This window comes from Aquisphaera insulae (assembly GCF_011064615.1).
Lineage (GTDB): Bacteria > Planctomycetota > Planctomycetia > Isosphaerales > Isosphaeraceae > Aquisphaera > Aquisphaera insulae.
Window position 1 is genome coordinate 1 of sequence record NZ_JAALJH010000091.1, and the last position, 20922, is coordinate 20922.

16 protein-coding genes are annotated in these 20922 nt (G+C 67.3%); 6 read left to right on the forward strand and 10 right to left on the reverse strand.

The features are described from left to right. Positions 1 to 413 precede the first annotated feature (413 nt). Positions 414 to 836 carry a hypothetical protein gene (locus G6O54_RS30735; RefSeq protein WP_165232459.1) on the forward strand — a complete coding sequence of 141 codons (423 nt, stop codon included), beginning with the start codon at positions 414 to 416 and terminating at the stop codon, positions 834 to 836. 164 nt (positions 837 to 1000) lie between these two features. On the opposite strand, the gene G6O54_RS30740 is transcribed toward G6O54_RS30735, so the two are convergent. After that, positions 1001 to 1327: an ArsR/SmtB family transcription factor gene (locus G6O54_RS30740; RefSeq protein WP_165232461.1), complete on the reverse strand. Its 327-nt coding sequence runs from the start codon at positions 1325 to 1327 to the stop codon at positions 1001 to 1003. Between the two features lie 134 nt (positions 1328 to 1461). On the opposite strand from G6O54_RS30740, the gene G6O54_RS30745 reads away from it, so the two are divergent. Further along, the gene (locus G6O54_RS30745; RefSeq protein ID WP_165232463.1) at positions 1462 to 2535 is read left to right on the forward strand and encodes an alkene reductase; all 1074 of its coding nucleotides are present in this window, start codon (positions 1462 to 1464) and stop codon (positions 2533 to 2535) included. A gap of 61 nt (positions 2536 to 2596) precedes the next feature. Here the strand turns inward: G6O54_RS30745 and G6O54_RS30750 are convergent, their stop codons facing one another. The 4 genes from G6O54_RS30750 to G6O54_RS30765 form a co-directional block, all read right to left on the reverse strand. Further along, on the reverse strand, positions 2597 to 4180 hold the full coding sequence (locus G6O54_RS30750; RefSeq protein ID WP_165232465.1) for a hypothetical protein: 1584 nt from the start codon (positions 4178 to 4180) through the stop codon (positions 2597 to 2599). A gap of 212 nt (positions 4181 to 4392) precedes the next feature. Further along, positions 4393 to 4860: an Rrf2 family transcriptional regulator gene (locus G6O54_RS30755; protein WP_165232513.1), complete on the reverse strand. Its 468-nt coding sequence runs from the start codon at positions 4858 to 4860 to the stop codon at positions 4393 to 4395. Between the two features lie 129 nt (positions 4861 to 4989). Continuing rightward, entirely contained in the window at positions 4990 to 8196 is a 3207-nt protein-coding gene (locus G6O54_RS30760) for an efflux RND transporter permease subunit (RefSeq protein ID WP_250847172.1), read from the reverse strand. A gap of 218 nt (positions 8197 to 8414) precedes the next feature. After that, positions 8415 to 9782 (reverse strand): efflux RND transporter periplasmic adaptor subunit, encoded by a 1368-nt coding sequence (locus G6O54_RS30765; RefSeq protein WP_165232468.1) that lies wholly within the window; start codon positions 9780 to 9782, stop codon positions 8415 to 8417. A gap of 560 nt (positions 9783 to 10342) precedes the next feature. Here G6O54_RS30765 and G6O54_RS30770 point away from each other — a divergent pair. Then, on the forward strand, positions 10343 to 12607 hold the full coding sequence (locus tag G6O54_RS30770; protein ID WP_250847173.1) for a hypothetical protein: 2265 nt from the start codon (positions 10343 to 10345) through the stop codon (positions 12605 to 12607). Between the two features lie 414 nt (positions 12608 to 13021). On the opposite strand, the gene G6O54_RS30775 is transcribed toward G6O54_RS30770, so the two are convergent. Next, positions 13022 to 13798, reverse strand: coding sequence for a CAP domain-containing protein (locus tag G6O54_RS30775; protein ID WP_165232471.1), 777 nt, complete (start codon positions 13796 to 13798; stop codon positions 13022 to 13024). A 421-nt stretch (positions 13799 to 14219) separates the two neighbouring features. Here G6O54_RS30775 and G6O54_RS30780 point away from each other — a divergent pair, with 421 nt between their 5' ends. The 3 genes from G6O54_RS30780 to G6O54_RS30790 all read left to right on the forward strand — a co-directional run bounded on the left by G6O54_RS30780 (position 14220) and on the right by G6O54_RS30790 (position 17358). Continuing rightward, the gene (locus G6O54_RS30780; RefSeq protein WP_165232474.1) at positions 14220 to 14933 is read left to right on the forward strand and encodes a methyltransferase domain-containing protein; all 714 of its coding nucleotides are present in this window, start codon (positions 14220 to 14222) and stop codon (positions 14931 to 14933) included. Between the two features lie 81 nt (positions 14934 to 15014). Next, the gene (locus tag G6O54_RS30785) at positions 15015 to 16682 is read left to right on the forward strand and encodes an alkaline phosphatase family protein (protein ID WP_165232477.1); all 1668 of its coding nucleotides are present in this window, start codon (positions 15015 to 15017) and stop codon (positions 16680 to 16682) included. 4 nt (positions 16683 to 16686) lie between these two features. Next, on the forward strand, positions 16687 to 17358 hold the full coding sequence (locus G6O54_RS30790) for a metallophosphoesterase (protein ID WP_165232480.1): 672 nt from the start codon (positions 16687 to 16689) through the stop codon (positions 17356 to 17358). A gap of 32 nt (positions 17359 to 17390) precedes the next feature. Here G6O54_RS30790 and G6O54_RS30795 read toward each other — a convergent pair whose 3' ends face one another. From G6O54_RS30795 to G6O54_RS30810, 4 genes are all read right to left on the reverse strand, one after another. Further along, positions 17391 to 17891 carry a Fur family transcriptional regulator gene (locus tag G6O54_RS30795; RefSeq protein ID WP_250847174.1) on the reverse strand — a complete coding sequence of 167 codons (501 nt, stop codon included), beginning with the start codon at positions 17889 to 17891 and terminating at the stop codon, positions 17391 to 17393. Between the two features lie 634 nt (positions 17892 to 18525). Next, positions 18526 to 19113 carry a PEP-CTERM sorting domain-containing protein gene (locus tag G6O54_RS30800; protein WP_165232486.1) on the reverse strand — a complete coding sequence of 196 codons (588 nt, stop codon included), beginning with the start codon at positions 19111 to 19113 and terminating at the stop codon, positions 18526 to 18528. Positions 19114 to 19372: 259 nt separating this feature from the next. Further along, positions 19373 to 20482 (reverse strand): HD domain-containing protein, encoded by a 1110-nt coding sequence (locus G6O54_RS30805; RefSeq protein ID WP_165232489.1) that lies wholly within the window; start codon positions 20480 to 20482, stop codon positions 19373 to 19375. Positions 20483 to 20638: 156 nt separating this feature from the next. Continuing rightward, on the reverse strand, positions 20639 to 20899 hold the full coding sequence (locus G6O54_RS30810) for a hypothetical protein (RefSeq protein ID WP_165232492.1): 261 nt from the start codon (positions 20897 to 20899) through the stop codon (positions 20639 to 20641). Between the last annotated feature and the right edge of the window lie 23 nt (positions 20900 to 20922).

Consider the following 20922-nt stretch of genomic DNA (forward strand, 5'->3'; position numbering starts at 1 on the left):
AGGCCGAGGCATGTCGACAGGCCTCGTTCCCGCGCAACAAATCCCGGACAAGACGTCCGGGTCGTCCAGGCCAACTTTTCATCGCGCCAGGGCGAGGCTCCTGCCGAGCCGGGCGCCGGCCGAGGCATGCCGACAGGCCTCGTTCCCGCGGAACAAATCCTGGACAGGACGCCCGGGTCGTCCAGGCCAACTTCTCATCGCGCCCGCCTCGCTCTTCCGTGGGGAGAGGCGGCCCGCGGCCTGGGATGGCGAGTACGACTGCCTTTGACAAGTCCTCCCGAGTTCGAGTAATCCGTTTAGGGATCGATCTGTCGTCGGAGACGGGCTCCCGGGCGGAGGTGCGCCGCATGCATCCGCCGAACGACGGCCCCCCATGGCATCAAGTCCAGGCTTTTTTTCGAGGAGAGTGCTCCGTGGTGCGGAATCGAAGCGCATGGATGATCGGCGTGGTTGCTTTGGTTGCCGGTCTGGGCCTCGCCGCCGCGGCGGCGAGGGCCGCCGAGGAGAAGGGCGTAGTCGGCAAGTGGAAGCTGGAGTACGAACCGGGGGACGGACAGGTCCGCAGGCCTCTCCTGACGATCAAGAAAGCGGGCGACGACCTCAAGGGCGAGTGGCTCGACGGCCAGGAGAAGGGGACCATCAAGGACCTGAAGTTCAAGGACGGCAAGCTCAGCTTCAAGCTCGAGGCGAAGTACAACGGCGATCCGGTTTCCGTCACGTACGAGGGCGAAATCAAGGGAGACGCCATCAGGGGGGAAGGCGAGTGGGACTACCAGGGGATGACGGGCACCTTCGGCTTTGAGGGGAAGCGCGAGGCCGAGAAGCCCAAGGAATGAACCATCGCGTGGGCCTTCAATAGACCGCGCGGAAGCGAGGAGTTTGGAGGCCCCCGTGCCCGTAGACGCCCACATCTTCGTCACAGCCGACGAGATAATCCCTGAGTCGGAGAGCGCCGACCTCCATCCTCAGGCTATTCGGCTGGGAGTCGCTTCTTGCCGCCTCATTCCTCGTCGCCGGGGCTCGCCACCTCGGGGACGAAGCGGAGGATGCTCGTCAGCAGCCCCGGGAACCGCCGTTCCAGCTCGGGACGAAGAGACAGGAAACAACGAGTGCCGTCCTTCCGGTGGTCGATCACCCCGGCCAGCCGTAGCGTCTTGAGGTGGTGGCTGAGGGTCGACGGGCAGACGCCGACGTCGAAATCACCCCAACTGTGCTCGGCCCCATCGGCAAGCCGCCCGACGATCGCCAGCCGCACCGGATCGCTGAGCGCCGCGAGCACACCGCAGAGCGTCGCCTGCTCGATTTTCGGGTGCAGCAGTTGCCTCATCGACCATCCTCCCTAGAATGTTCGACGTTCGACGATCATCGAACGAGTCTCGCGTGATGTGGGACGTGGAATTCTAGCATCCCGGCCACAGAAGGCCATTGAGGCCGGTGAATTGGCCCCGGAGGAGTGACGCGATGCCCGGACTGTTCGACCCGATCCGCGTGGGCGAGCTCGATTTGCCCAACCGCATCGTCATGGCGCCGCTCACGAGGTGCCGGGCCGTGGGCGGACATCGCGTGCCGAATGCGCTCATGGCCGAGTATTACCGGCAGCGGGCGACGGCCGGCATGATCATCTCCGAGGCGACCTCGGTCGACCCGATGGGCGTGGGATATCCCAACACGCCGGGGATCTGGTCGGAGGAGCAGGTCGAGGGCTGGAAGCGGATCACCTCGGCGGTGCACGAGGCCGGCGGGCGGATCCTGCTCCAGCTCTGGCACGTCGGACGGATCTCCCATCCGACCTACCTCGACGGCAAGCTGCCGGTCGCGCCGAGCGCGGTGCAGCCCGCCGGGCACGTCAGCCTGATCCGGCCGCTCACCCCCTTCCCGACCCCACGGGCACTCGATCGTTCCGAGATTCCCGCGGTGATCGCGGCCTATCGCAGGGGGGCCGAGAACGCCGAGAAGGCCGGGTTCGACGGCGTCGAGATCCACGGGGCCAACGGCTACCTGCTCGACCAGTTCCTCCAGGACAGCACGAATCGCCGCCAGGACGACTACGGCGGGCCGATCGAGAACCGCGCCCGGCTGATGCTCGAGGTGGCCGACGCCGTGGCCTCGGTCTGGGGTCCCGCCCGCGTCGGCATGCACCTGGCCCCCCGCGCCGACGCCCACGACATGGGCGACTCGAATCTCGTTGCCACCTTCGAGTACGTCGCCCGCGAGCTCGGCGCCAGGAAGCTGGCGTTCCTCTGCGCCCGGGCGAAGCAGGCCGATGACGGCCTGGGCCCGCGGCTGAAATCGGCCTTCGGAGGCGTCTTCATCGCCAACGAGAAGCTGACCCGTAACGTGGCCGAGCACCTGATCGAGTCCGGCGAGGCCGATGCCGCGGCCTTCGGCGTCTCCTTCATCGCCAATCCGGACCTGCCCCGCCGGTTCGCCCTCAATGCCCCCCTGAATGAGCCCAATCCCGCCACGTTCTACGGGTCCGGGCCGGAAGGGTACACGGACTACCCGGCGCTCGAGGAGCTCGCGGAAGCCGTCTGAGCGGTGGTCCGTCGGGCCCGAAATCGAGAATCACCGGTCGACGCCAGGGCCGCGCCGCGATTCAGGCGTCGATCCCCTCCAGGAGAGCGGATCCGAGCGGTTCCAGGGCCACCTCGCGGCGGTTCTCGCCGACTCGGAGGGTCAGGCTCCGGCGTTCTTCGGAGGGGTTCCAGAGGAGCACGGACCGGGCCGAGGGATACCAGCCGCAGACCGCGGGTGCGTCCTCCTCGACGTGCGGAATCCGGCCCAGGGTCGGAAGCAACCTGTGCTTGAACGCGAGCAGGTCGCGGAACGACTCCGGGATCGTCTCGATTCCCGAGCCGAGGCCGGATGTGGGCCGTCCGATCAGCCGCGCGGCCGACCCCGCGGGAGGCCGGGCGGCGTCGGCCCGCGAGAGGAAGACGCAGCCGTCCCGAGGCGGGCCGCCCAGGACCTCGAAGGGGATGCCGAGAGCCAGGAAAAGGCTGTAGGGGTCGTCATCGCCGACGTAGCGGCTGGGCTCGCCCCAGTAGTGCTTGAGCGGGCCGCGAGGCGAGTGCCCCGCGAGCTTCCGGTGGAACTCGGCCTGGCGCTTCATCGCCGGGCCGAGCGTCGCCCAGTGGCCCAGAGGCAGGCCGGAAAGGCCGCTCATGAACATGGTGTTCCGGACGTCGGCCAGCGTCGCGATCACGAGCTTGGCCGCCATGTTGGCGGCCGACAGCCCCGACGCCGGGAACGCCGTCGTCTCGCTGAAGGCTCGTTCCGCTGCGGCGAATCGGCGATGGAAGAGGACGCTGAAGAGCTCGTCGGTCTTGTTCTTGAGCGGCCCGAACGAGCGGTCGTCGAAGTGCCCCTCGCCGACGCGGAAGGAGACGTCGCGGTAGTCGGCCGGCCGGATCCCGGCCTTCTCCGCGCCCAGATACATGACCATCACGCCCAGGTCGATCTCGGTCGCGGCCTGCTTCATCGCGCGAAAGGCCGCGGTCGCCTCGTCGCAGGCGAAGTCGACCCAGGAGCGGACGTCGGCGGTGAGGTCGCGGCGGGCCACGGCGTCGACCAGGTCCTTCCACCGCGTGTCGTCCACGCCCGCGGCCTTCTGGAAGGCCCGACGGTGCTCGTCGCAGAAGCAGCCGCCGATGGCCCCGGGACCGCGGGCCAGGCGGAAATCGTCGTCCAGGAAGACCCGCCTGACGCCGATCCCGGCGAGCTGCCGGATCGCCGCGGCATTCTCCGCGACCGCCGGGGGATGAATGGACGTGCCGGCATACGTCGCTCCGTCAGCGGAGCGTCCCATCTTCCAGTGCTTCGGCGGTGTCAGGGGGAATTGACCGTCCCGCGATCCCAGGGAATCGCCCGGATGACCGAGCGGGATATTGATGACGTGCCCGGCCATGCCCGCCTCCTCGATCCGTCGGACCCAGGAGCGGACCGTCTCGATCGGGAACGGCCAGTAGCCGTAGAAGAAGCCGCAGACCCACGCGTCGGTCACGCCGGCGCGACGGATCGTCTCGAGCATCTCCGGCGCCTTCTCCAGAGCTTCCGGCGAGACGGAAACATGGAAGGACCGCACCCGGCGGATGCCCTCGCTCCGAGCCAGGACGTCCGAAACGGACGAGGCCATGCTCAGCCCGCCGCAGGCCCGCAAGAAGGTTCGCCGGGATGCCATCGGAGGTGACTCGCACTGGTGCCCGAGATCCCGATCGCTGGATCGAGGTTCCTCGCCACGATCCGGGTCCGCCCCTTCGCGGACCATCACGTCGCCGGCCCTGTCGGGTCTCTCGCACCGATCGTCACTTCTACCCCGGCCAGGCGCAGCGGGCAAGAGTCGGGGCCGAGGGCCGCGGCATCCCTCGCCGAGGCCGTCGAGCACGTCCGTGGTCAATCGGCCCCGCCGGGGCAACCGGGCCCGGCCATCGCGGCGGCGGCGACCGGGTCGCGATCGAACCGCGCCAGGATCTTGCGGGTGATGTCGGCGACGGTGATCCCCTTCAGCACCCGGTCCTTGGCGTCGCGGACCTCCTGATAGGTCTCGCAGAGGACGCTGACGATGTGCTGCCCGCACGGGCATTCGGGATTCGGCGTGCTGTGATGCAGCCCGAAGGGCTCCTCGTGGGGCTCGACCGCGTGGAGGATGTCCAGGAGGGTGATCCGATCGGGGTCGACCTGCAAGGTCCAGCCCCCGCCGACTCCCGTCCGCGAGTCCACGATGCCGGCCTCGCGGAGCGAACCCAGGAGGCGGCGAATGACCACGGGATTCGTGTTGACGCTGCCGGCGAGGAACTCCGACGTCAGCGGCTCATCGCGCTTCAGCGCCAGGACCGTCAGGAGATGGATGCCCACGCTCATCTTGGAACTGGCCAAGGCGTTACCTCGGTCGAATCGACGACCGTCCGCACGGGAAAGATCTTCGCCCTACCACAGCTTAAGGCGGGCTCGCCCCCGGAGCAAGCCGAGGGCGAGGGGCCGACACGTCGGTCAATTGGCCCCGATAGGGATGTGCTCATAATCCGGATCGGGGGACGCCTCCGGCCGGCCGTGGCCGCTTTCGGAGCTCGGCCGCGGCCGTCTCGACGCGGCCCGGCGGCGATCGAACCAGTCGATGAGCCGCTCCCCGAGGACGTAGTAGATCGGGATCACGAACCGGCCGAGCACCGTGCTGATGGCGATCCCGAAGGCGATGACGATCCCCAGCGAGTTCCGGCTGTACGCCCCCGCGCCCGTCGCCCGGGCCATCGGCAGCACGCCCATGACGAACGCGAACGAGGTCATGAGGATCGGCCGCAGCCGTTCCCGCGAGGCGGCCTTGGCGGACTCGAGGATGTTCATCCCCCGCTTCTCGCGCATCTCGACCGCGAACTCGACGATCAGGATCGCGTTCTTGGTCTCCAGCCCGATCAGCATGACCAGGCCGATCTGGCCGAAGACGTCCAGGGGCATGTCGTAGAACCAGAGCCCGACCATCGCGCCGAACATCGCCAGCGGCACCGTCAGGATGATCACGGTCGGCCGGATCCAGCTCTCGTAGAGCGCGGCCATGAACAGGAAGACGCAGACCACCGAGAGGGCGAAGATGTAGATCGCCTGGTTCCCCGTCTTCTGCTCCTGGAGCGTCGTGCCGGTCCACTCGGTGCCGAATCCCTCCGGCAGCACCGCCGTCGCGACCTCCTGCATGGCGGCCAGGGCCTGCCCCGAGCTGTAACCCGGCGCGGGGCCGCCGTTCATCTTGGCCGATGCGTACATATTGTAATGGGGGACGTCGATCGGCCCGAGGGCATAGCGGACTTCGCCCAGCGAGCTGAGCGGCACGCGATCCCCCTTGCGATTGAGCACGTACAGGTTCTCGATGTCCTCCGGCCGGGTCCGCATGCCCCCCTCGGCCTGGACCATGACCTTCCAGACCTTGCCGTACATGTCGAAGTCGTTGACGTAATAGCCGCCGAGGTTCGCCTGGAGGACCGCGAACAGGTCCGTGATCGGCACGTCAAGCCGGCGGGCCTTGGTGCGGTCGAGGTCGAACTTGAGCTGGGGGACGCGGGCCGAGAACGTCGAGAAGACGCCCGCGAGCTCGGGCCGCTTCCGAGCCTCGTCCTGGAACCGGTCGACGACCCGCTGGAGCGCGCCGACGCCCTGGCCGGAGCGGTCCTCCACCATCAGCTCGAAGCCGCCGGTCTGGCTGAGGCCGCGGATCGGCGGCGGCTGGAGGACCATGACCGCGGCGTCGCGGACCGACATGACCTTGCCCTGGATCTTCTGGGACAGGGCCCCGGAGCGGAGGCCGGGCGAGGTCCGGTGGTGCCAGTCCTCGAGCCGCGCGAAGACCACGCCGCAGTTCGTCTGGTTGGTCCCGTTGATGACGTTCAGCCCCTCGATGGCGACCGTGTGCTTGACCCCGTGCTCCTCGCGGGCCATCCGCTCGACGCGCTGGATGACCGCGGCGGTCTTCTCGCCGCTGGTGCCGTCGGGCGTCTGGATGACGCAGATCAGGTAGCCCTGGTCCTCGGTCGGGATGAACGACTTGGGCCGCACGGCGATCATCCAGGCGGTGAGGGCCAGGAGCAGGAGCGAGGGAACCACGATCGTGTACCAATGGTGCGCCGTCCACTCGAGGACCGCGTCGTAGGAGTTCTCGATCCAGGACAGGACCTTGTTGAACCAGCGGAAGAGGAAGAACCGGGTCTCGCCCTCCTTCTCGCGGAGCCAGAGGCGGGCCATCGCCGGGCTGAAGGAGAGCGAGTTGAACGCGGAGAAGACGAACGAGAAGACGATCGTCATCGCGAACTGATTGTAGAGCTTGCCGGTCATGCCCGGCATGAAGGCGACGGGGACGAACACGGCGGCGAGCACCAGCGTGATCGTCACGATGGGGGTGGTGATCTCCGCCATCGCCGCGCGGGTCGCGGTGTGCGGGTCGAGGCCGCGGTGCAGGTACTTCTCGACGTTCTCCACCACGATGATCGCGTCGTCCACCACCAGGCCGATGGCCAGGATCAGGCCGCAGAGGGTGAGCGAGTTGATCGAGAATCCCGCCGCCGCCATGACCGCGAACGTCGCGACCAGCGAGACCGGGATCGCCAGCATCGGGATGATCGTCGCCCGGAAGCCCTGCAAGAAGATGAAGACCACGATCAGGACCAGCGCGAAGGACTCGACGAGGGTGTGCTGCACCTCGTTGATGTTCTCCTCGACGTAGTCGGTCGTGTTGTAGACGATCGTGTAGTCCAGGCCCTCGGGGAACTTCTTCTTGATCAGGTCCATCTCGGCGCGGACCTGCTTGATGATGTTGAGCGCGTTGGCGTCCGCGTACTGGTAGATGAGGATGCCGCCGGCCGGCTTGCCGTCGATGTAGCTGGCCGACTCGAAGTTCTCCGACGAGAGCTCGACCCGGGCGATGTCCTTGACCCGGACGATCGAGCCGTCGTCGCCGCGGCGGACGATGATCTCTTCAAACTCGCCGGCCTTCTCGAGCCGCCCCTTGAGGGTGATCGGCAGCTCGAAGTCCTGCCCGGTGGGGACGGGCCGGCCGCCGATCTTGCCCGCGGCCGCCTGCACGTTCTCCTGCTGGATGGCGGTGATCAGCTCGCTGGGGGCGATCTTCATGTTGGCCATGCGGTCGGGATCCACCCAGATCCGCATCGCGTACTTGCGGCCGAGCACGGTGGCGTCGCTCACCCCTTCGATCCGCCGGAGGACGTCGGCGACGTGGATCTGACCGTAGTTGTCCAGGAAGGTGGCGTCGTAGCGGCCGTCCGGCGAGATCAGGTTGACCACGCAGACCATGTCCGTCGACGTCTTCTTGATCGAGACGCCGTACTGCTTCACCTCCGGCGGGAGCTGGGCCTGGGCCGTCTGCACCCGGTTCTGGATGTCCACCGCGGCCATGTCCTGCGAGTAGCCGACGTCGAACGTGGCCACGATGTTGGACACGCCGTTGCTCGTGCTGTCGGAGCTGAAGTAGATCATCCCCTTTGTGCCGTTGAGCTGCTGCTCGATCGGCGTGGTCACGGTCCGGGCCACGCTCAGGGCATCGGCCCCGGTGTAGGTCGTGGTGACCTGCACCTGCGGGGGGGCGATCTGCGGATACTGCGCGATCGGCAGCCGGAAGGCACAGATGCCGCCGATGATCAGCATCAGGACCGCGGAGACCGTCGCGAAGATCGGCCGGCCGATGAAGAAGTTGACCATGCGAGCGAGGCTCCGAGGACAGGGACGAGCGAGAGGGTAGCTCCGGCTCAGCGGGGAACAAGCGAATGGTAAGAGCGAGCCGAGATCCGGCTCTCCCCCTTACCAGGGGGGAAATGGAGGGGGTATATCGAGCTGGCCACGGCCATCGAATTCCCCCCCTGGATCCCCCCTCGGTCAGGGGGGAAGCAAGAGGCTCAGGCTTCAGGCAACCGCGATCCTCATGAGCCGTGTCCGGCCCGGCCATCCGCGCTGGTCACCTTCGTCCCCTGTTCATCGCGACGGGTGATGACGACGGGCTCGGTCTTCACGGAAAGCCCCGGGCGGATCAACTGGAGCCCTTCCACGATCACCGGCGAGCCGGCGTCCAGGCCCCTGGCGATGACGCGGAGACCGTCGAACGACTGGCCGGCGACGACCCTCCGGACTGCCACCTTGCCGTCCTTGTCCACGACATGCACGATCGTGCCGGTGTCCGATTCCACCACGGCCGGCGCGGGGACGACGACGACGTCCTTGAGCTCATCCACGGTCATCCGGACCTTGACGTACTCGCCCGGGAGGAGCTTGCCGCCGGGATTCGGGATCCGGGCCTTGGCCAGGAACGTGGAGGTCGTCTCGTCCACGTTGTTGTCGATGAAGTAGCAACGGCCGGCGTGGGGATGCTCGAGCGGGCCGTTCCGGCCCGGCCGCGTGAGCCGGACCGCCAGCCCTCCCTGGATCAGCTCCGTGGTGTGGTCCAGGTCCCGGGAGCTGAGGCGGAGATCCACGCCCATCGGGTCGAGCTGCTGGATCGTCGCCAGGTCGCTGAACGCCCCGCCGCCCGAGGCGTCCGGGCCGACGAGGTTGCCGACCTTGACCCGAGCCTCGCCGATCCGACCGTCGATCGGGGCCACCATGCGGCAATACCCCAGGTTCAGCTCGGCGTCCCGGACCGCCGCCTTCGCCGCCGAGATCTGGGCCTCGGCCGCGGCGATCCCCACGTCGTAATCCGCGCCAGCCTGGGCGAGGTTCGCCCGATCGGCCTCGACCTGCGACTCCCAGCGGCGGCGGTCCGCCTCCGACTTGTCCAGGTCCTCCACCGACCCCGCCTTGCGGGCGACCAAAGCCGCGTTCCGCTTCTCCTGGATCTTCGCCAGCACGAGCTGCGCCCGGTCGAGATCGAGCTGGGCGGTGGAGACCTCGCGAGCCTTGGACTCGCGGGCCTTGCGGAGCGTCGCCTGGGCCTCGGCCATCCTGGAACGGGCCGAGTCCAGGGCCACGCGATAAGGCTCCTCATCGATGACGAGCAGGAGCTGGCCCTTCTTGACCATGGCCCCTTCCTCGAAGTGCCGCTCGGTCAGGAAGCCGCGCACCCGCGCCCGGATCGTCACGCTCTCCAGCGCCCGGGTCGTGCCGTTGGGGACGACCTCGATCGGCACGTTCATGATCCGGGACTCGACCACGCCCACCGTCGGCGCCGGCGGGGCCGCGGGGACCGCCGCCTTCTGGCACCCCGCCAGGCCGGCCAGGAGCAGCCCGACCGCCCCGAACAGCGTGCTGCTGGCGAGTCGAGCCCGACTCGATCGACCGTTCTCTCGTGCTCCCATGTCCAGGCCCCTCCCAAGAAAATCCAGCGCGCGCACGGCCGCCGCCCGGGACCAGCCCAGTCGTCGCCATCGTCGCTCCGCGATCACGGACGGCTGAAGCGGCCGCCGCGTCATCAAGGCATGTGCGCCGGGACAAGGACCCACCGTTCGGCAGGCCTCCCGTCAATTGAAACCATCATAGTTACGATTGGGTTCGGGTCAAGACCCGGAGCCGAAAGTCGGCCTGATCCCGGGCTCCATCCCGTCCTCCCGAGCCAAAAAGAGCCGGACTTGGGGGTCTGCACCGAGTTTGTCGTCCGGAACGATCCTGGCGATTGCAATCAACACTCGATATTTGCCGATAATTCAGGTAACGAAGGCAACTGACGTAGCATCTAGGAAAAGACTGCGGTCTGGCTAATTCGGGTTACTGGGAAATTTGGATAAACACCTTGAAGGGACCGTCGGCCCGGAGACGACCTCTATTGGTGAGTTGGCGGTCCCGCGTCCAGGGCGGAGCCTGCGGATGCGTGGATCGATGAGCGCCGAAGTTCGTCGGGAGTGTACTTGTGGAGCGTCCGATGTTGCGAAATCGACTCGCGGTGGCCGTCCTTGCCCTAGGACTGGGGCTGGTGGCCGTCGCGCACCCGGCCCGAGCAGCGAGCTACGCTGGTGGCGGCTCGCAGCGATGTTGCCCCGCGACCCAGGACTGTGGCGGGCATGTTGAATATCAGCTCCAGCGCCAGACGGTCCTCCGGAACGTCCAGGAGACCGTCTACGAGACGCAGCAGGTCCCGTACGTCCGGACCGTCTGCGAGACGGTGATGGAGCCGAAGACGATCACGACGACCCGGAACGTGGTCCAGCAGCACGTCCGCGATGAGGTCTACACGGTGAACCGGCCGGTCTACCGGACGGTCAACCGCGAGGTCCAGTACACGGTTCAGCGGAACGTCGCACGGCAGATCTGGAAGGACGTACCGTACACCGTTTACAAGCCTGTGCGCGAGACCCATTACGAGACGAAGGCCTACACGGTGCAGCGGCCCGTCCGCGAGACGACGTTGACCACCCAGGTCTACAACGTCTCTCGCCCGGTCCGCGAGACCTCGTTCAAGGACGTCCCCTACACGGTCTGCCGGCCGGTCCAGGAGACGTTCCTGAAGACGGTCAACCAGACCATCTGCCGGCCGGTCCAGGAGACATCCTACAAGACGGTCTCGTACTGCGTGCAGCGGCCCGTCCAGAAGGTCTGCTACCGCACCGTGCCCTACACGGTGCAGGTGCCGGTCCAGACGACGGTCCTCCAGAGCCAGCCCACGACCGTCATGGTCCCGGTCCGTCAGACGGCCTACAAGACCGTGCCCTACACGGTCTGCCGGCCCGTCAGCGAGACCGTGATCAAGGAGTGCCGGTACACGGTCCGCGTCCCGGTCCAGCGCACCGAGATGAAGACGTGCACCTACACGGTCTGCCGCCCGGTGCGCGAGACCGTGATGAAGGAGTGCCGGTACACGGTCTGCAAGCCGGTCCAGACGACGACCATGAAGACGGTCTGCAAGACGGTCTGCAACACCGTCCAGGAGACCCAGTATCGGGACGTCTGCGAGACCGTCTGCGTGCCCAAGACCGTCTGCCAGCAGGTCACCCGCCAGTGCGGCCGGTGGGTCGAGCAGGCCTACACCGTGCCGGGCAAGACCGTCTGCGTCAACGGCTGCCTGGTCCAGTGCCCGCCGACGACCTGCGTGAAGAAGGTCTGGTGCCCCCAGACGGTCGTGGAGAACGTCTCCAGCACCGTCTACGAGCGGCAGCAGATCCGCAAGCAGGTCCCGGTCACCGTCTGCAAGCAGGTGCCGACGACGGTCACCGAGCAGGTCCCCGTCACCACCTGCACGATGGTCTCCGAGGAGGTCGTCAAGCAGGTCCCGGTCACCGTCTGCAAGACGGTCCAGGAGACGATGACCAAGCAGGTCCCCTACACGGTCTGCGAGTACGTCCCGCAGGAGATGGTCAAGCAGGTCCCGGTCACCGTCTGCAAGATGGTCCAGGAGACCTGCACCAAGACCGTCCCCTACACGGTCTGCACGACCGAGGCCCGCACGGTCAACCGCTGCGTGCCCGTCACCGTGACCAAGATGTGCGCCAAGACCGAGTACCGCCAGGATCCCTACACGGTGACCTCGTTCGTGCCGGAGACGCAGTACAAGCAGGTCCCCTGCACCGTCACCCGCATGGTCCGCGAGGTCCAGGTCAAGCAGGTCCCCTGCACCGTCACCCGCATGGTCCCCCAGACCTGCGTGAAGCGCGTGCCGGTGATCACCTGCCGGATGGTGACCGAGCAGTGCACCAAGCAGGTCCCGGTGACCACCTGCCGGATGGTCAGCGAGACCCGCACCTGCCAGGTCCCCGTCACCACCTGCCGGACCGTGGCCGAGACCTGCGTCAAGAAGGTCTGCCAGACGGTCTGCGAGACCGTGACCGAACCGTGCGTCAAGATCGTCCCCCAGACCGTCTGCGAGATCCAGACCGTCCAGTGCGTCAAGAAGGTGCCCTACACCACCTGCCAGCAGGTCGTCGAGTCCAAGGTCGTCCACTGCCCGGTGACCGTGCCCAAGCAGGTCACCGAGGTGAAGACGGTCTGCGTGCCGAAGACCGTCTGCAAGCAGGTCCCGGTGGAGGTCTGCGTGAAGGTCCCCGTCGTCGTCCATTGCGAGCCGGCGGTCCTCCCCTCCTCGCAGAGCGTCCTCGCCACGGCCCAGTCGGTGCCCCTGAGCACCGTCCCCCCGTGCGACCCGTGCGACGCCAAGCACCCGTTCTTCAAGCGGTTCAGCCTCCTCCATCACTGAGATCGGATGAGGTAACGTAGGCCGCCCGCCGTCCGTCCAACTCCGTGACACGGGACAGATTTCGGCGCTCCCGTAACGGCAGACGCCCTCCGGATGAACAATCCGGAGGGTGTTTGTATTTCGAACCCGGGCCATTTCGCCCCGGTCGCACGTCATCCATCGCGAGCCTGACATCGTACCCCCGAGCGGGCGCAAGAAAAACCGCCGAAGCGCGGGCCCGGCGGCATGCGGCTGCAATCGATCTTCGAACACGCCAATCCGTTCCTGGTTCTCTGTCAACACGAAGTAGTCGGGTAGCAGGACAGACAGGAATGTCTGTCCCCCGGGTTTAGAGCCAGGCCGTTCGGAGATTTCGGAGGACAGGCATTCCTGCCTGTCCTGTAGCCAACCCCACCATGGAAGTGTGACGAAGCTCTACTGCGACAGCCCGAAAACCTGCGTGAAGTAGGTCACCCCGTTGATCGACACGACGCCGACGCCGATGTCGGCGTAGAGGGTGCTGAGCAGGTTCTCGCGGTGGGGCGAGGAGTTGATCCAGCCGTCGAGTGCGGCCTCGGGGGTGCCGTCGGACAGGAAGCCGACGTAGAGGTTCTCGCCCCAGGCCATCGCGTTGTAGCCCTGGGCGGCGATCCGATCGGCGGGCCCCACGCCGTTGATGACGTGGGCGAAGGTCCCCGTGGACGCCATCGCCTGCGACTGCTGCCGCGCGGCGCGGGCGAGCTCGAGATTCCAGGCAACCGGCGGCAGCCCGTTCTCCTTGCGGAACGCATTGGTGAGGTCGACCACGGCCTGCTCCTGGGCGGTCGCCGGCCCGGCGAGCGGATCGACGGGGGCGGGGGCGGCCGGGGGAGGCGCGGGCGTCGGCGTCGGTGCCGGAGCGGGCGTCGCCGGTACCTGGGGCGGGGCCTCGGCCTGGGTGGGATTTGTCTGCTCCGGCGCCGTCGTGGCGATCGGAGCCGCGGCGACGGTCTGCGGAGTCTTGCCCTTCGGATGCGTGTTGCGACCCTTCGCGTGAGCGTTGGCCCTCGCCCGCGCGTTGGCCTTCGCCCGCGCGGCGGCCTGGGCCTTCGCAAGGGCCTTCGCCTGGGCCTGCTTCGCGGCGGCCTGCTTGCGCGATCCGGGCTGGTCCTTGGTGCTCGTCTCGTCCTTCGACTTCTTGTGCAATTTGGCCGGCGTCGAGGCCGCCCTCACGGTCCGCCCTTCGGAAGGACTGGTCGTGGTGACGAATGCCAATGTCAGGCCCCCGAGGACCGCGGCATGCTGGGAAAGGAAGCTCGGTGTCGGACTCGTGGCTCGGCCGCGGCCTCGTCGGATCATAGGCACTCCCTTCGCTGGGCGGGTCGTCGTCGATTCGCGGCAAGTCTACACGCCGAGGAGGGAGGCAGGCTGAACCAAAAAGGACAATCCGGTGCGGTCGGCCCGCGCGACCGTCTCGACCGGGCTGTCCCGGCCAGGGCGTCGATCCGACGTCGCGAAGGCGACGGGCGGGGGGTTGTTCTTGACCGCTTCGGGGGTTGGTCATAAGATCCGCGCGGTGGGTGGATGGCCGGCGGGAGATCGGCGATCGCCCGCGGCCGTCCCGGACGGCGAGGCTCAGGGAGGAGCGACGGGGATGCGGGATCACAACAAGGCGTTCTGCCGCCTGGCGGCGGAGACCATCGACTGTCCGGCGCCGGTCTTCGAGTTCGGGTCCTACCAGGTGGAGGGCCAGGAAGGGTACGCCAACCTCCGCGCCTTCTTCCCGGGCAAGGACTACGTGGGCTGCGACATGCGGCCGGGTCCCGGGGTGGACCGCGTCGAGGACGTCACCGCGATCAGCCTGCCGGACGGCTCGGCCGGCACGGTGCTCTGCATCGAGACGTTCGAGCACGTCTTCAAGGTCCATCGCGCCTTCGACGAGGTCTGGCGGATCCTCAGGCCGGGCGGCGTCTTCGTCATCACGACCCCGCTCAACTTCCGGATCCACGGCTATCCGGACGACTACTGGCGGATGACCCCGAGCTGCCTGCGGCGGATGATGGCGCCCTATGAGGCGAGGATCTCCGGCTACCAGGGGCATGCCTCGTTCCCACACTCGGTCATGGCCGTCGGCGTGAAGCCCCCGGCTCCGTCCACCGCCGCCGCGCAACTCGGCCGGCTGGTCGCGGGATATCAGTCCTGGCTCCGGGACGCCGAGGCTGCCCTCCCGCTCAAGGCGAAGCTCCGCCGGGCGATCGGCCAGGTCTATCGCTCCAAGGGGGAGCGGCATCAACTGGCGGGCTATTACCAGTCGGAATTCGCCCTCGACCTGGGCGCGGGCGAGAAGCCCCTGGCGCAGGCGGGCTGATCCCTGTCGTCGAATCCGGTCCGTTGAGCGGGGGCACTCGTCCTCCGGGGAAGTCCCCGGGGGCTGCTGGGGAATCGATCCATGCGGAATCCTGTCGATCGTCTCGTCGTACTCGGCCTCGACGGCGCCACCTGGACGGTCCTCGACCCGATGCGGCGTCGCGGCCTGATGCCGAACCTGGATGCCCTGCTCGCCGGCGCCGCCCATGGCACGCTCCGGTCGATCATCCCGCCGGTGACGACCGCGGCCTGGACCACCATGATGACGGGCTGCAACCCGCCGCGGCACGGCGTCTTCGATCATCGCTATTACGACGCCGCCGCCGGCCGGATGAAGGTCAACCATTCCGGCCGCGTCCGCGTCCCCACGGTCTGGAAGCTCCTTTCCGACGCCGGACGATCGGTCGTCTCGCTCAACGTGCCGGGGATCTTCCCGCCCCCCAAGCTGCGCGGACTGGTCGTCTCCGGCATGGACGCCCCGCACCTGGACGGCGCCCTCCAGAGCTGCCCGGACTTCGGGGCCAGGCTCAAGGCCGAAGTCCCCGACTACTCGCTCCGCTACTTCTGGAAGCATGCCCCGAAGTCCCTGGAAGAGCTGCAGGTGAACGGCCGCCTCACGGTCGAGAGCTTCCTCGGACGCGCCCAGGGGGGGCTGCTCGCGGACCAGCACGTCCCCGACTGGTCCGTCCTGATGGTCCAGTTCCAGAACCTGGACCCGTTCCAGCATCGCGTCTGGCGCTATCTGAACGTGGACGAGACCGGCATCGATGAGCCCGCCTGGAACGCCGCGGCCGGCGAGGTCATGCGCGGCCTCGACCGGGCGATCGGCCTCCTCTGCGAGCTGGCCGAGCGTCGCGATGCCGCCGTGATGGTGGTGAGCGATCATGGGTTCGGGCCCTGCCTGGGGCGGATCGACGTCAATCGGATCCTCGTCGACGCCGGCGTGGCCCGCCTCCCGGGCGCGGTCGGAAGCCTCCGGAGGCGGATGAAGCAGGCGCGGGACCACCTCCGCGTCTGGCGGGCGAAGCGGCACGACCCGACGGCCCGGTCCGCCTCGTTCGACCACTCGATCTCGTCCCAATTCCCGTTCGACTGGAAGCGGACCATCGCCTTCGCCCCCCATCAGGACACCGCGGCGATGATCTACGTGAACTCCCCCGCCCGCCGCGGGACCACCCGCGACACCGCGGCGCTCTTCTCCCCGCGCCAGATCGAGGACGCCTGCCGCGCCGCCGAGGAGGCCCTCGCGGCGGCCCGCCATCCCGAGACCGGCCAGAAGCTCTTCCCGACGATCATCCGCATGGCGGAGACCTACGATCTCGACCCGGCGCGAGAGGGCTATCCCGACCTGATCGCCATGCCCGATGAGCCCTACTGGGTCCGGACCCGATTCACCGGCAAGGCCGCCTGGGTGACCCCCGACCCCAACCTGCCGGGCACGCATCGTCCCGAAGGCGTCGTCGCGCTCGCCGGCGTGGGCTTGACGCCCGGCCGCTCCCTCAAGGCCCGCCTGATCGACGCCACGCCGACCATCCTGGACCTCCTGGGTATGCCGATCCCGGAGCACATCGAGGGACGCCCGATCCACGCGGCCGGCGATCCGGAGCCCGCGATCGAGGCCCCCGCCGCCGTCCGTCAGGACCTGGCACAATCCGTGATTGATGGCCCTCATCGTCGCGGCTTCGAGTACACTGACGAGGAGCAGGCCATCCTGGAGCAGCGACTCGCGGACCTCGGCTACCTGGAATGACACCATGCGGACCATCGCCATCGGCGACATTCACGGCTGCGCCTTGGCCCTGGACGCACTCCTGCGCGCGATCCGACCCGAGCCCGACGACTGCATCGTCACCCTGGGAGATTACGTCGATCGCGGCCCGGACAGCCGGGGCGTGATCGAACGGCTCATCCGGCTCCGCGACGAATGCACGCTCGTCCCGCTCCTCGGCAATCACGACGAGCTCTTCCTCCACGCCTGCCGCGGGGAGCACGTCTCGGCCTTCCTCATGATGGGGGGGCAGGAGACGATGGAGTCCTATCAAGCCGGTGATCCGCCGGACTTCGGCGCCGTCCCGGCCCAGCACCGGGCATTCCTCGAAGGATGCTCCTCCTCCTTCGAAGTCGACGCCTTCTTCTTCGTCCACGCCAGCTATGTCCCCAACCTCCCCCTGGCGGAACAGCCCGCGCTCGCCCTTCGCTGGGAGAAGCTGCACGACGAGATCCCCCCTCCTCACGTCTCCGGCAAGACCGCAATCGTCGGCCATACCTCGCAGAAGGACGGCGAGATCCTGGACGCGGGCCACATCAGGTGCATCGACACCTGGTGTTGCGGCGGAGGCTGGCTGACCGCGATGGAGGTCGAGTCAGGCCGGCTCTGGCAGGCCGATCGTGAGGGGCGGATCCGGGGAATCAACGTCCCCCTTTGACGAAATCCCGGCACGAGCCGCCGCGAGCGAGCTCAGATCAGATCCAGCCGTCGACGCGGGCTATGGGCCCGGCTGCACGCCGAGCAAACACCCTCGATCACGAAGCGATGGCCCGAGGCGCGGAAGCCGTGCTCCCGACTCACCGCATCGCGGACCTGGCGAATATCGTCATTGCGAAACTCGATCACGCGATTGCAGACGGTGCAATGCATGTGGTCGTGCGCGGGATAGCCGTAATCGTGCTCGTAGGCACTCCGATTGGTCAGCCGAAGCTCCCGGAGCAGCCCGGCGTCCACCAGCAGGCGGAGCGTCCGGTACACGGTGGCCCGGCTGATCGCGTGGCCGGCCTCGTGCAGGTCGCGGACCAGCTCGTCCGCGTCGAAATGTTTGTGGCTGCTGAAGATGTGTCGAACCAGCACGCGCCGAGGCTCGGTCAGCTTCTCGCCCCGGATCTCCAGGAACTCCCGGAATTTCTCCTCGGGCGTCTCGGAAACGGTCAGCGGTGCGAGATCATCGGAGCGCGTGTTGGCCACGTCTTCTTTCCTCGGCCCGGGGTCCTCGCCAGCAAGTCGCACGCCGCGTACCGGCCGCCCGAAGCACGGTGGGATTCTACCTGGTATTCGTCCGATCATCCAGAGCCCACGCCAGGTCCGGCCGTAGCGAGGTGCTGTTCTACGGGTCGGCGATTTGGGTTTGATCGTCCCTCAAACGAGCCCCGCAGATTCGATGTAAGCCCTTACGCCAAAGTCTCTTCGATGCGATTTATGGGATTGGCTTTGATCGTCGAAATCGAGGAAATTGACGGCCAATCCTCTCGTCCTCCATCAATGGGGCATCGTGCGGAAATCAGGACCGACCGGTCCATGCTTCATCGTGAGGCGTCCTTCCCCGCGAACAACGATCATCCCGCCGGCGCGGACACGGACGACGATGCGATGCCTCTACTTCAGAGAGTGCGCCATGTTTCGCGTTTTTCGTTCGTGATGATGAGATTTTCCGGAAATTGTTTCCTTCGAAATCGGCGAAATTCAGGAAGTCGGACATCTGAATCCCGCGAGAACCCCCTCTCGCACGTAATGGCCTCGCAGAGGTGGCCCATGATCCGGTCCCAGGTGGATTCCCCGGCCATGGCTCGGCTCGTATCGCCCTGGAAGACGGGGAAGTGACTCATCCCCTCCGGTGCATCCGTCGGCGGAGCATGTACGCGCCCATGCCGAGCCCGAACACCGCGAACGCAGTCGGCTCCGGCACGGGTGCCGGATCCCCCGAGGGATACAGGAAGACCCCATACTCGTTGCCGTAGCTCATGAACGATTGGATGCGGACAAGGCTCAGATCCGTGAAGGCGTCGATCGCAACCCGGGGGACGGACGAGTCCGGCATCCAGTTGAAAACCTGGGCGACGGTGGGTGTCCCGGTGAATTGCCCGCTCAGGTTTCGGGTTGGACCTTTGGTAATCTCGCCCTGGGCGTGCCCCTGAAGCACGATGTACGGAGCGTCTTGAGGATTGCCCGTCTCGAAGGCGATTTTCAGGGAGAAGTCCGAGTCGATGACGTGCGGCTCCATGTAGGTCACACCGAGGGCGAGCGGCAACCGGTAATCGAGGTACGGATTCCACGTGCCGTGGTTCTGGTTCAACCCGGAGATCGATAGGTCACGGGTCACGGAGACTTCGCCGTCACCGTACGTCCCCGTGATATTGACCTGGAGCGGGATCGGCGAGGCGAGCACCGGCGTGGTGTCAGCCATCGCCATGAGCCCGAGTCCAGTTAGCAAGAACAAAGCCCTGCGCATTCGAAACTCCCTGTTCCTGGAGCACTTGTCTCCTGGGGGAAGGTCATACTCGAATCGCGGGGCCTGTCAATTTCAATCCTCGTTTCATCCATGCTCAGCGATGGGCCAGGGGGATTGTCCAGGCCGCAAGATCTTGACGCCGGCCCCGGCCCCGCGTCAGCCGTCCGCGGGCGTTCCTCGATGCGCCATTCGATCGGCGCCACGCCAAAGGGGGGTTCGCCTACAACTCATCCTCGGCCTCGAGCTCCCGGAGGACGTCGAGCGCCTCGTCGACCTCGCAGACGATCTCGCCCCGGACGCGGCCCCGGAGGTCGAGCTCGTGGAGCAGCATGAGGTCGTCGAACCACTCGGAATTCTCGAGTCGGACGCGGGCCCGCGCGCCGAGCGTCCCGCCCCGGTAGGCGTGGGCGTCCATGTGGTGCTCGATCAGCCAGGCGGTCCGCTCGGTGATGGCGCCCTCCAGCGAGTCCAGGGCGGCGCCGACGTGGTCGGCCGGATCGATGGCCTTGCCCACGTCGTGGAGCAGGGCCGCGACCAGGAACTCCTCGTCGTACGGCCGCTCGGCGCGGGCGAGCTCGAAGACCTGGAGGCTGTGGTAGAGGGCGTCCCCCTCGGGGTGGTACTTCGGGCTCTGCTTCACGCCTTCCAGCGGCTCGAGCAGCATCCGGAAGAGGGCGAAGCGGTCGAGGTGGTCCTCCAGCCGCGTGACCTCGCCATCCAGGTCGATCTCGGGGTCCTCCTCGAGCAGGAGATTCTCGAGCTCGGCGATCGAGGCCCGCTCGATGGCCTTGCCGGTGATCGAGCTCTTGAACACGTAGTGGGCCTTGTCCTCCGGGTAGAGGGTCAGCTCGTAGTTGTGATTGTCGTAAACGTGGATGTGCGTGAACACGCGCTCCTCGTTGTGCTTGACGATCCGCTTCAGCTCCACGGTGTACTGCGCCCCCAGTTCATCCAGGACGTCGGTCACCAGGGAGAGGCTGTCGCAGAAGAGGTGGATGTCGATGTCCGACCCCTTGCGGACGTGCCCCGTCCGGACGCTGCCGATGAGCCTGGGGCGGAACCGGGCGAGCTGCCGCATCAGGCGGAGGGCGTCGAGCCGCATGTCGCGGAGCTTCTCCAGGCGCTTGGGCCCTTCGTGCATCCGGGCCATGGCCTGGATCTGATCGCGGATCTCCCGGTTGGACGGGAGGTCGCCGGGGCGGTGCCTGTACTCGACGCCGAGCTGCCGGGCGGCCTTGCGCTTGGCCGTGAAGTATTCGGACTCGAGGCGCTGGTACATCATCTGGGCGGCCAGGAAGGCGACCTGGCGCCGGATGCGTGCATCGGCCATGGGAGGAGGGTGCGCCGTTTATCAGCCCATCAAGGCGGCGCCGGGCGGAGGCAGGCCGGTCACGTCGGGAACCGGCCCGCAAAAGGCAAGGGTCTCCATTGATCGACCCGGCTCATCCTAGACCGGCCGTCAAGCCTCGGCAAGGTCCGTTCGCGATTAGGCCGGGCCGACCGACGGCTCTTCCGGGCACTCCTGGTCCTGGAAGGCGAGCGTCCCGGCGATGAGCCGACTCACGGTCAGCGTGCTCGGGACGAGCGACGCGACCAGGGCGCCGAGCCCCGCATGGCCGGTGATCAGATACCAGGCGCCCTCGAACGCGGCCCCGGTCAGGACGATCACCAGCGCGGAGCTCATCAACAGCTTGATCCAGGCGATGTCACGGTGTCCGCCGCTGTAGCGGACGAACAGGGGTCTCATGGTCTCCTCGTGCGGTTGAAGGT

Excerpts from the sequence above, each read along its gene's own strand:
- G6O54_RS30740 (WP_165232461.1), bottom strand. The coding sequence starts at position 1,327 with ATGAGGCAACTGCTGCACCCGAAAATCGAGCAGGCGACGCTCTGCGGT.
- G6O54_RS30745 (WP_165232463.1), top strand. The coding sequence starts at position 1,462 with ATGCCCGGACTGTTCGACCCGATCCGCGTGGGCGAGCTCGATTTGCCC.
- G6O54_RS30750 (WP_165232465.1), bottom strand. The coding sequence starts at position 4,180 with ATGGCATCCCGGCGAACCTTCTTGCGGGCCTGCGGCGGGCTGAGCATG.
- G6O54_RS30755 (WP_165232513.1), bottom strand. The coding sequence starts at position 4,860 with ATGAGCGTGGGCATCCATCTCCTGACGGTCCTGGCGCTGAAGCGCGAT.
- G6O54_RS30760 (WP_250847172.1), bottom strand. The coding sequence starts at position 8,196 with ATGGTCAACTTCTTCATCGGCCGGCCGATCTTCGCGACGGTCTCCGCG.
- G6O54_RS30765 (WP_165232468.1), bottom strand. The coding sequence starts at position 9,782 with ATGGGAGCACGAGAGAACGGTCGATCGAGTCGGGCTCGACTCGCCAGC.
- G6O54_RS30770 (WP_250847173.1), top strand. The coding sequence starts at position 10,343 with ATGTTGCGAAATCGACTCGCGGTGGCCGTCCTTGCCCTAGGACTGGGG.
- G6O54_RS30780 (WP_165232474.1), top strand. The coding sequence starts at position 14,220 with ATGCGGGATCACAACAAGGCGTTCTGCCGCCTGGCGGCGGAGACCATC.
- G6O54_RS30785 (WP_165232477.1), top strand. The coding sequence starts at position 15,015 with ATGCGGAATCCTGTCGATCGTCTCGTCGTACTCGGCCTCGACGGCGCC.
- G6O54_RS30790 (WP_165232480.1), top strand. The coding sequence starts at position 16,687 with ATGCGGACCATCGCCATCGGCGACATTCACGGCTGCGCCTTGGCCCTG.
- G6O54_RS30800 (WP_165232486.1), bottom strand. The coding sequence starts at position 19,113 with ATGGCGATGGCTGACACCACGCCGGTGCTCGCCTCGCCGATCCCGCTC.
- G6O54_RS30805 (WP_165232489.1), bottom strand. The coding sequence starts at position 20,482 with ATGGCCGATGCACGCATCCGGCGCCAGGTCGCCTTCCTGGCCGCCCAG.
- G6O54_RS30810 (WP_165232492.1), bottom strand. The coding sequence starts at position 20,899 with ATGAGACCCCTGTTCGTCCGCTACAGCGGCGGACACCGTGACATCGCC.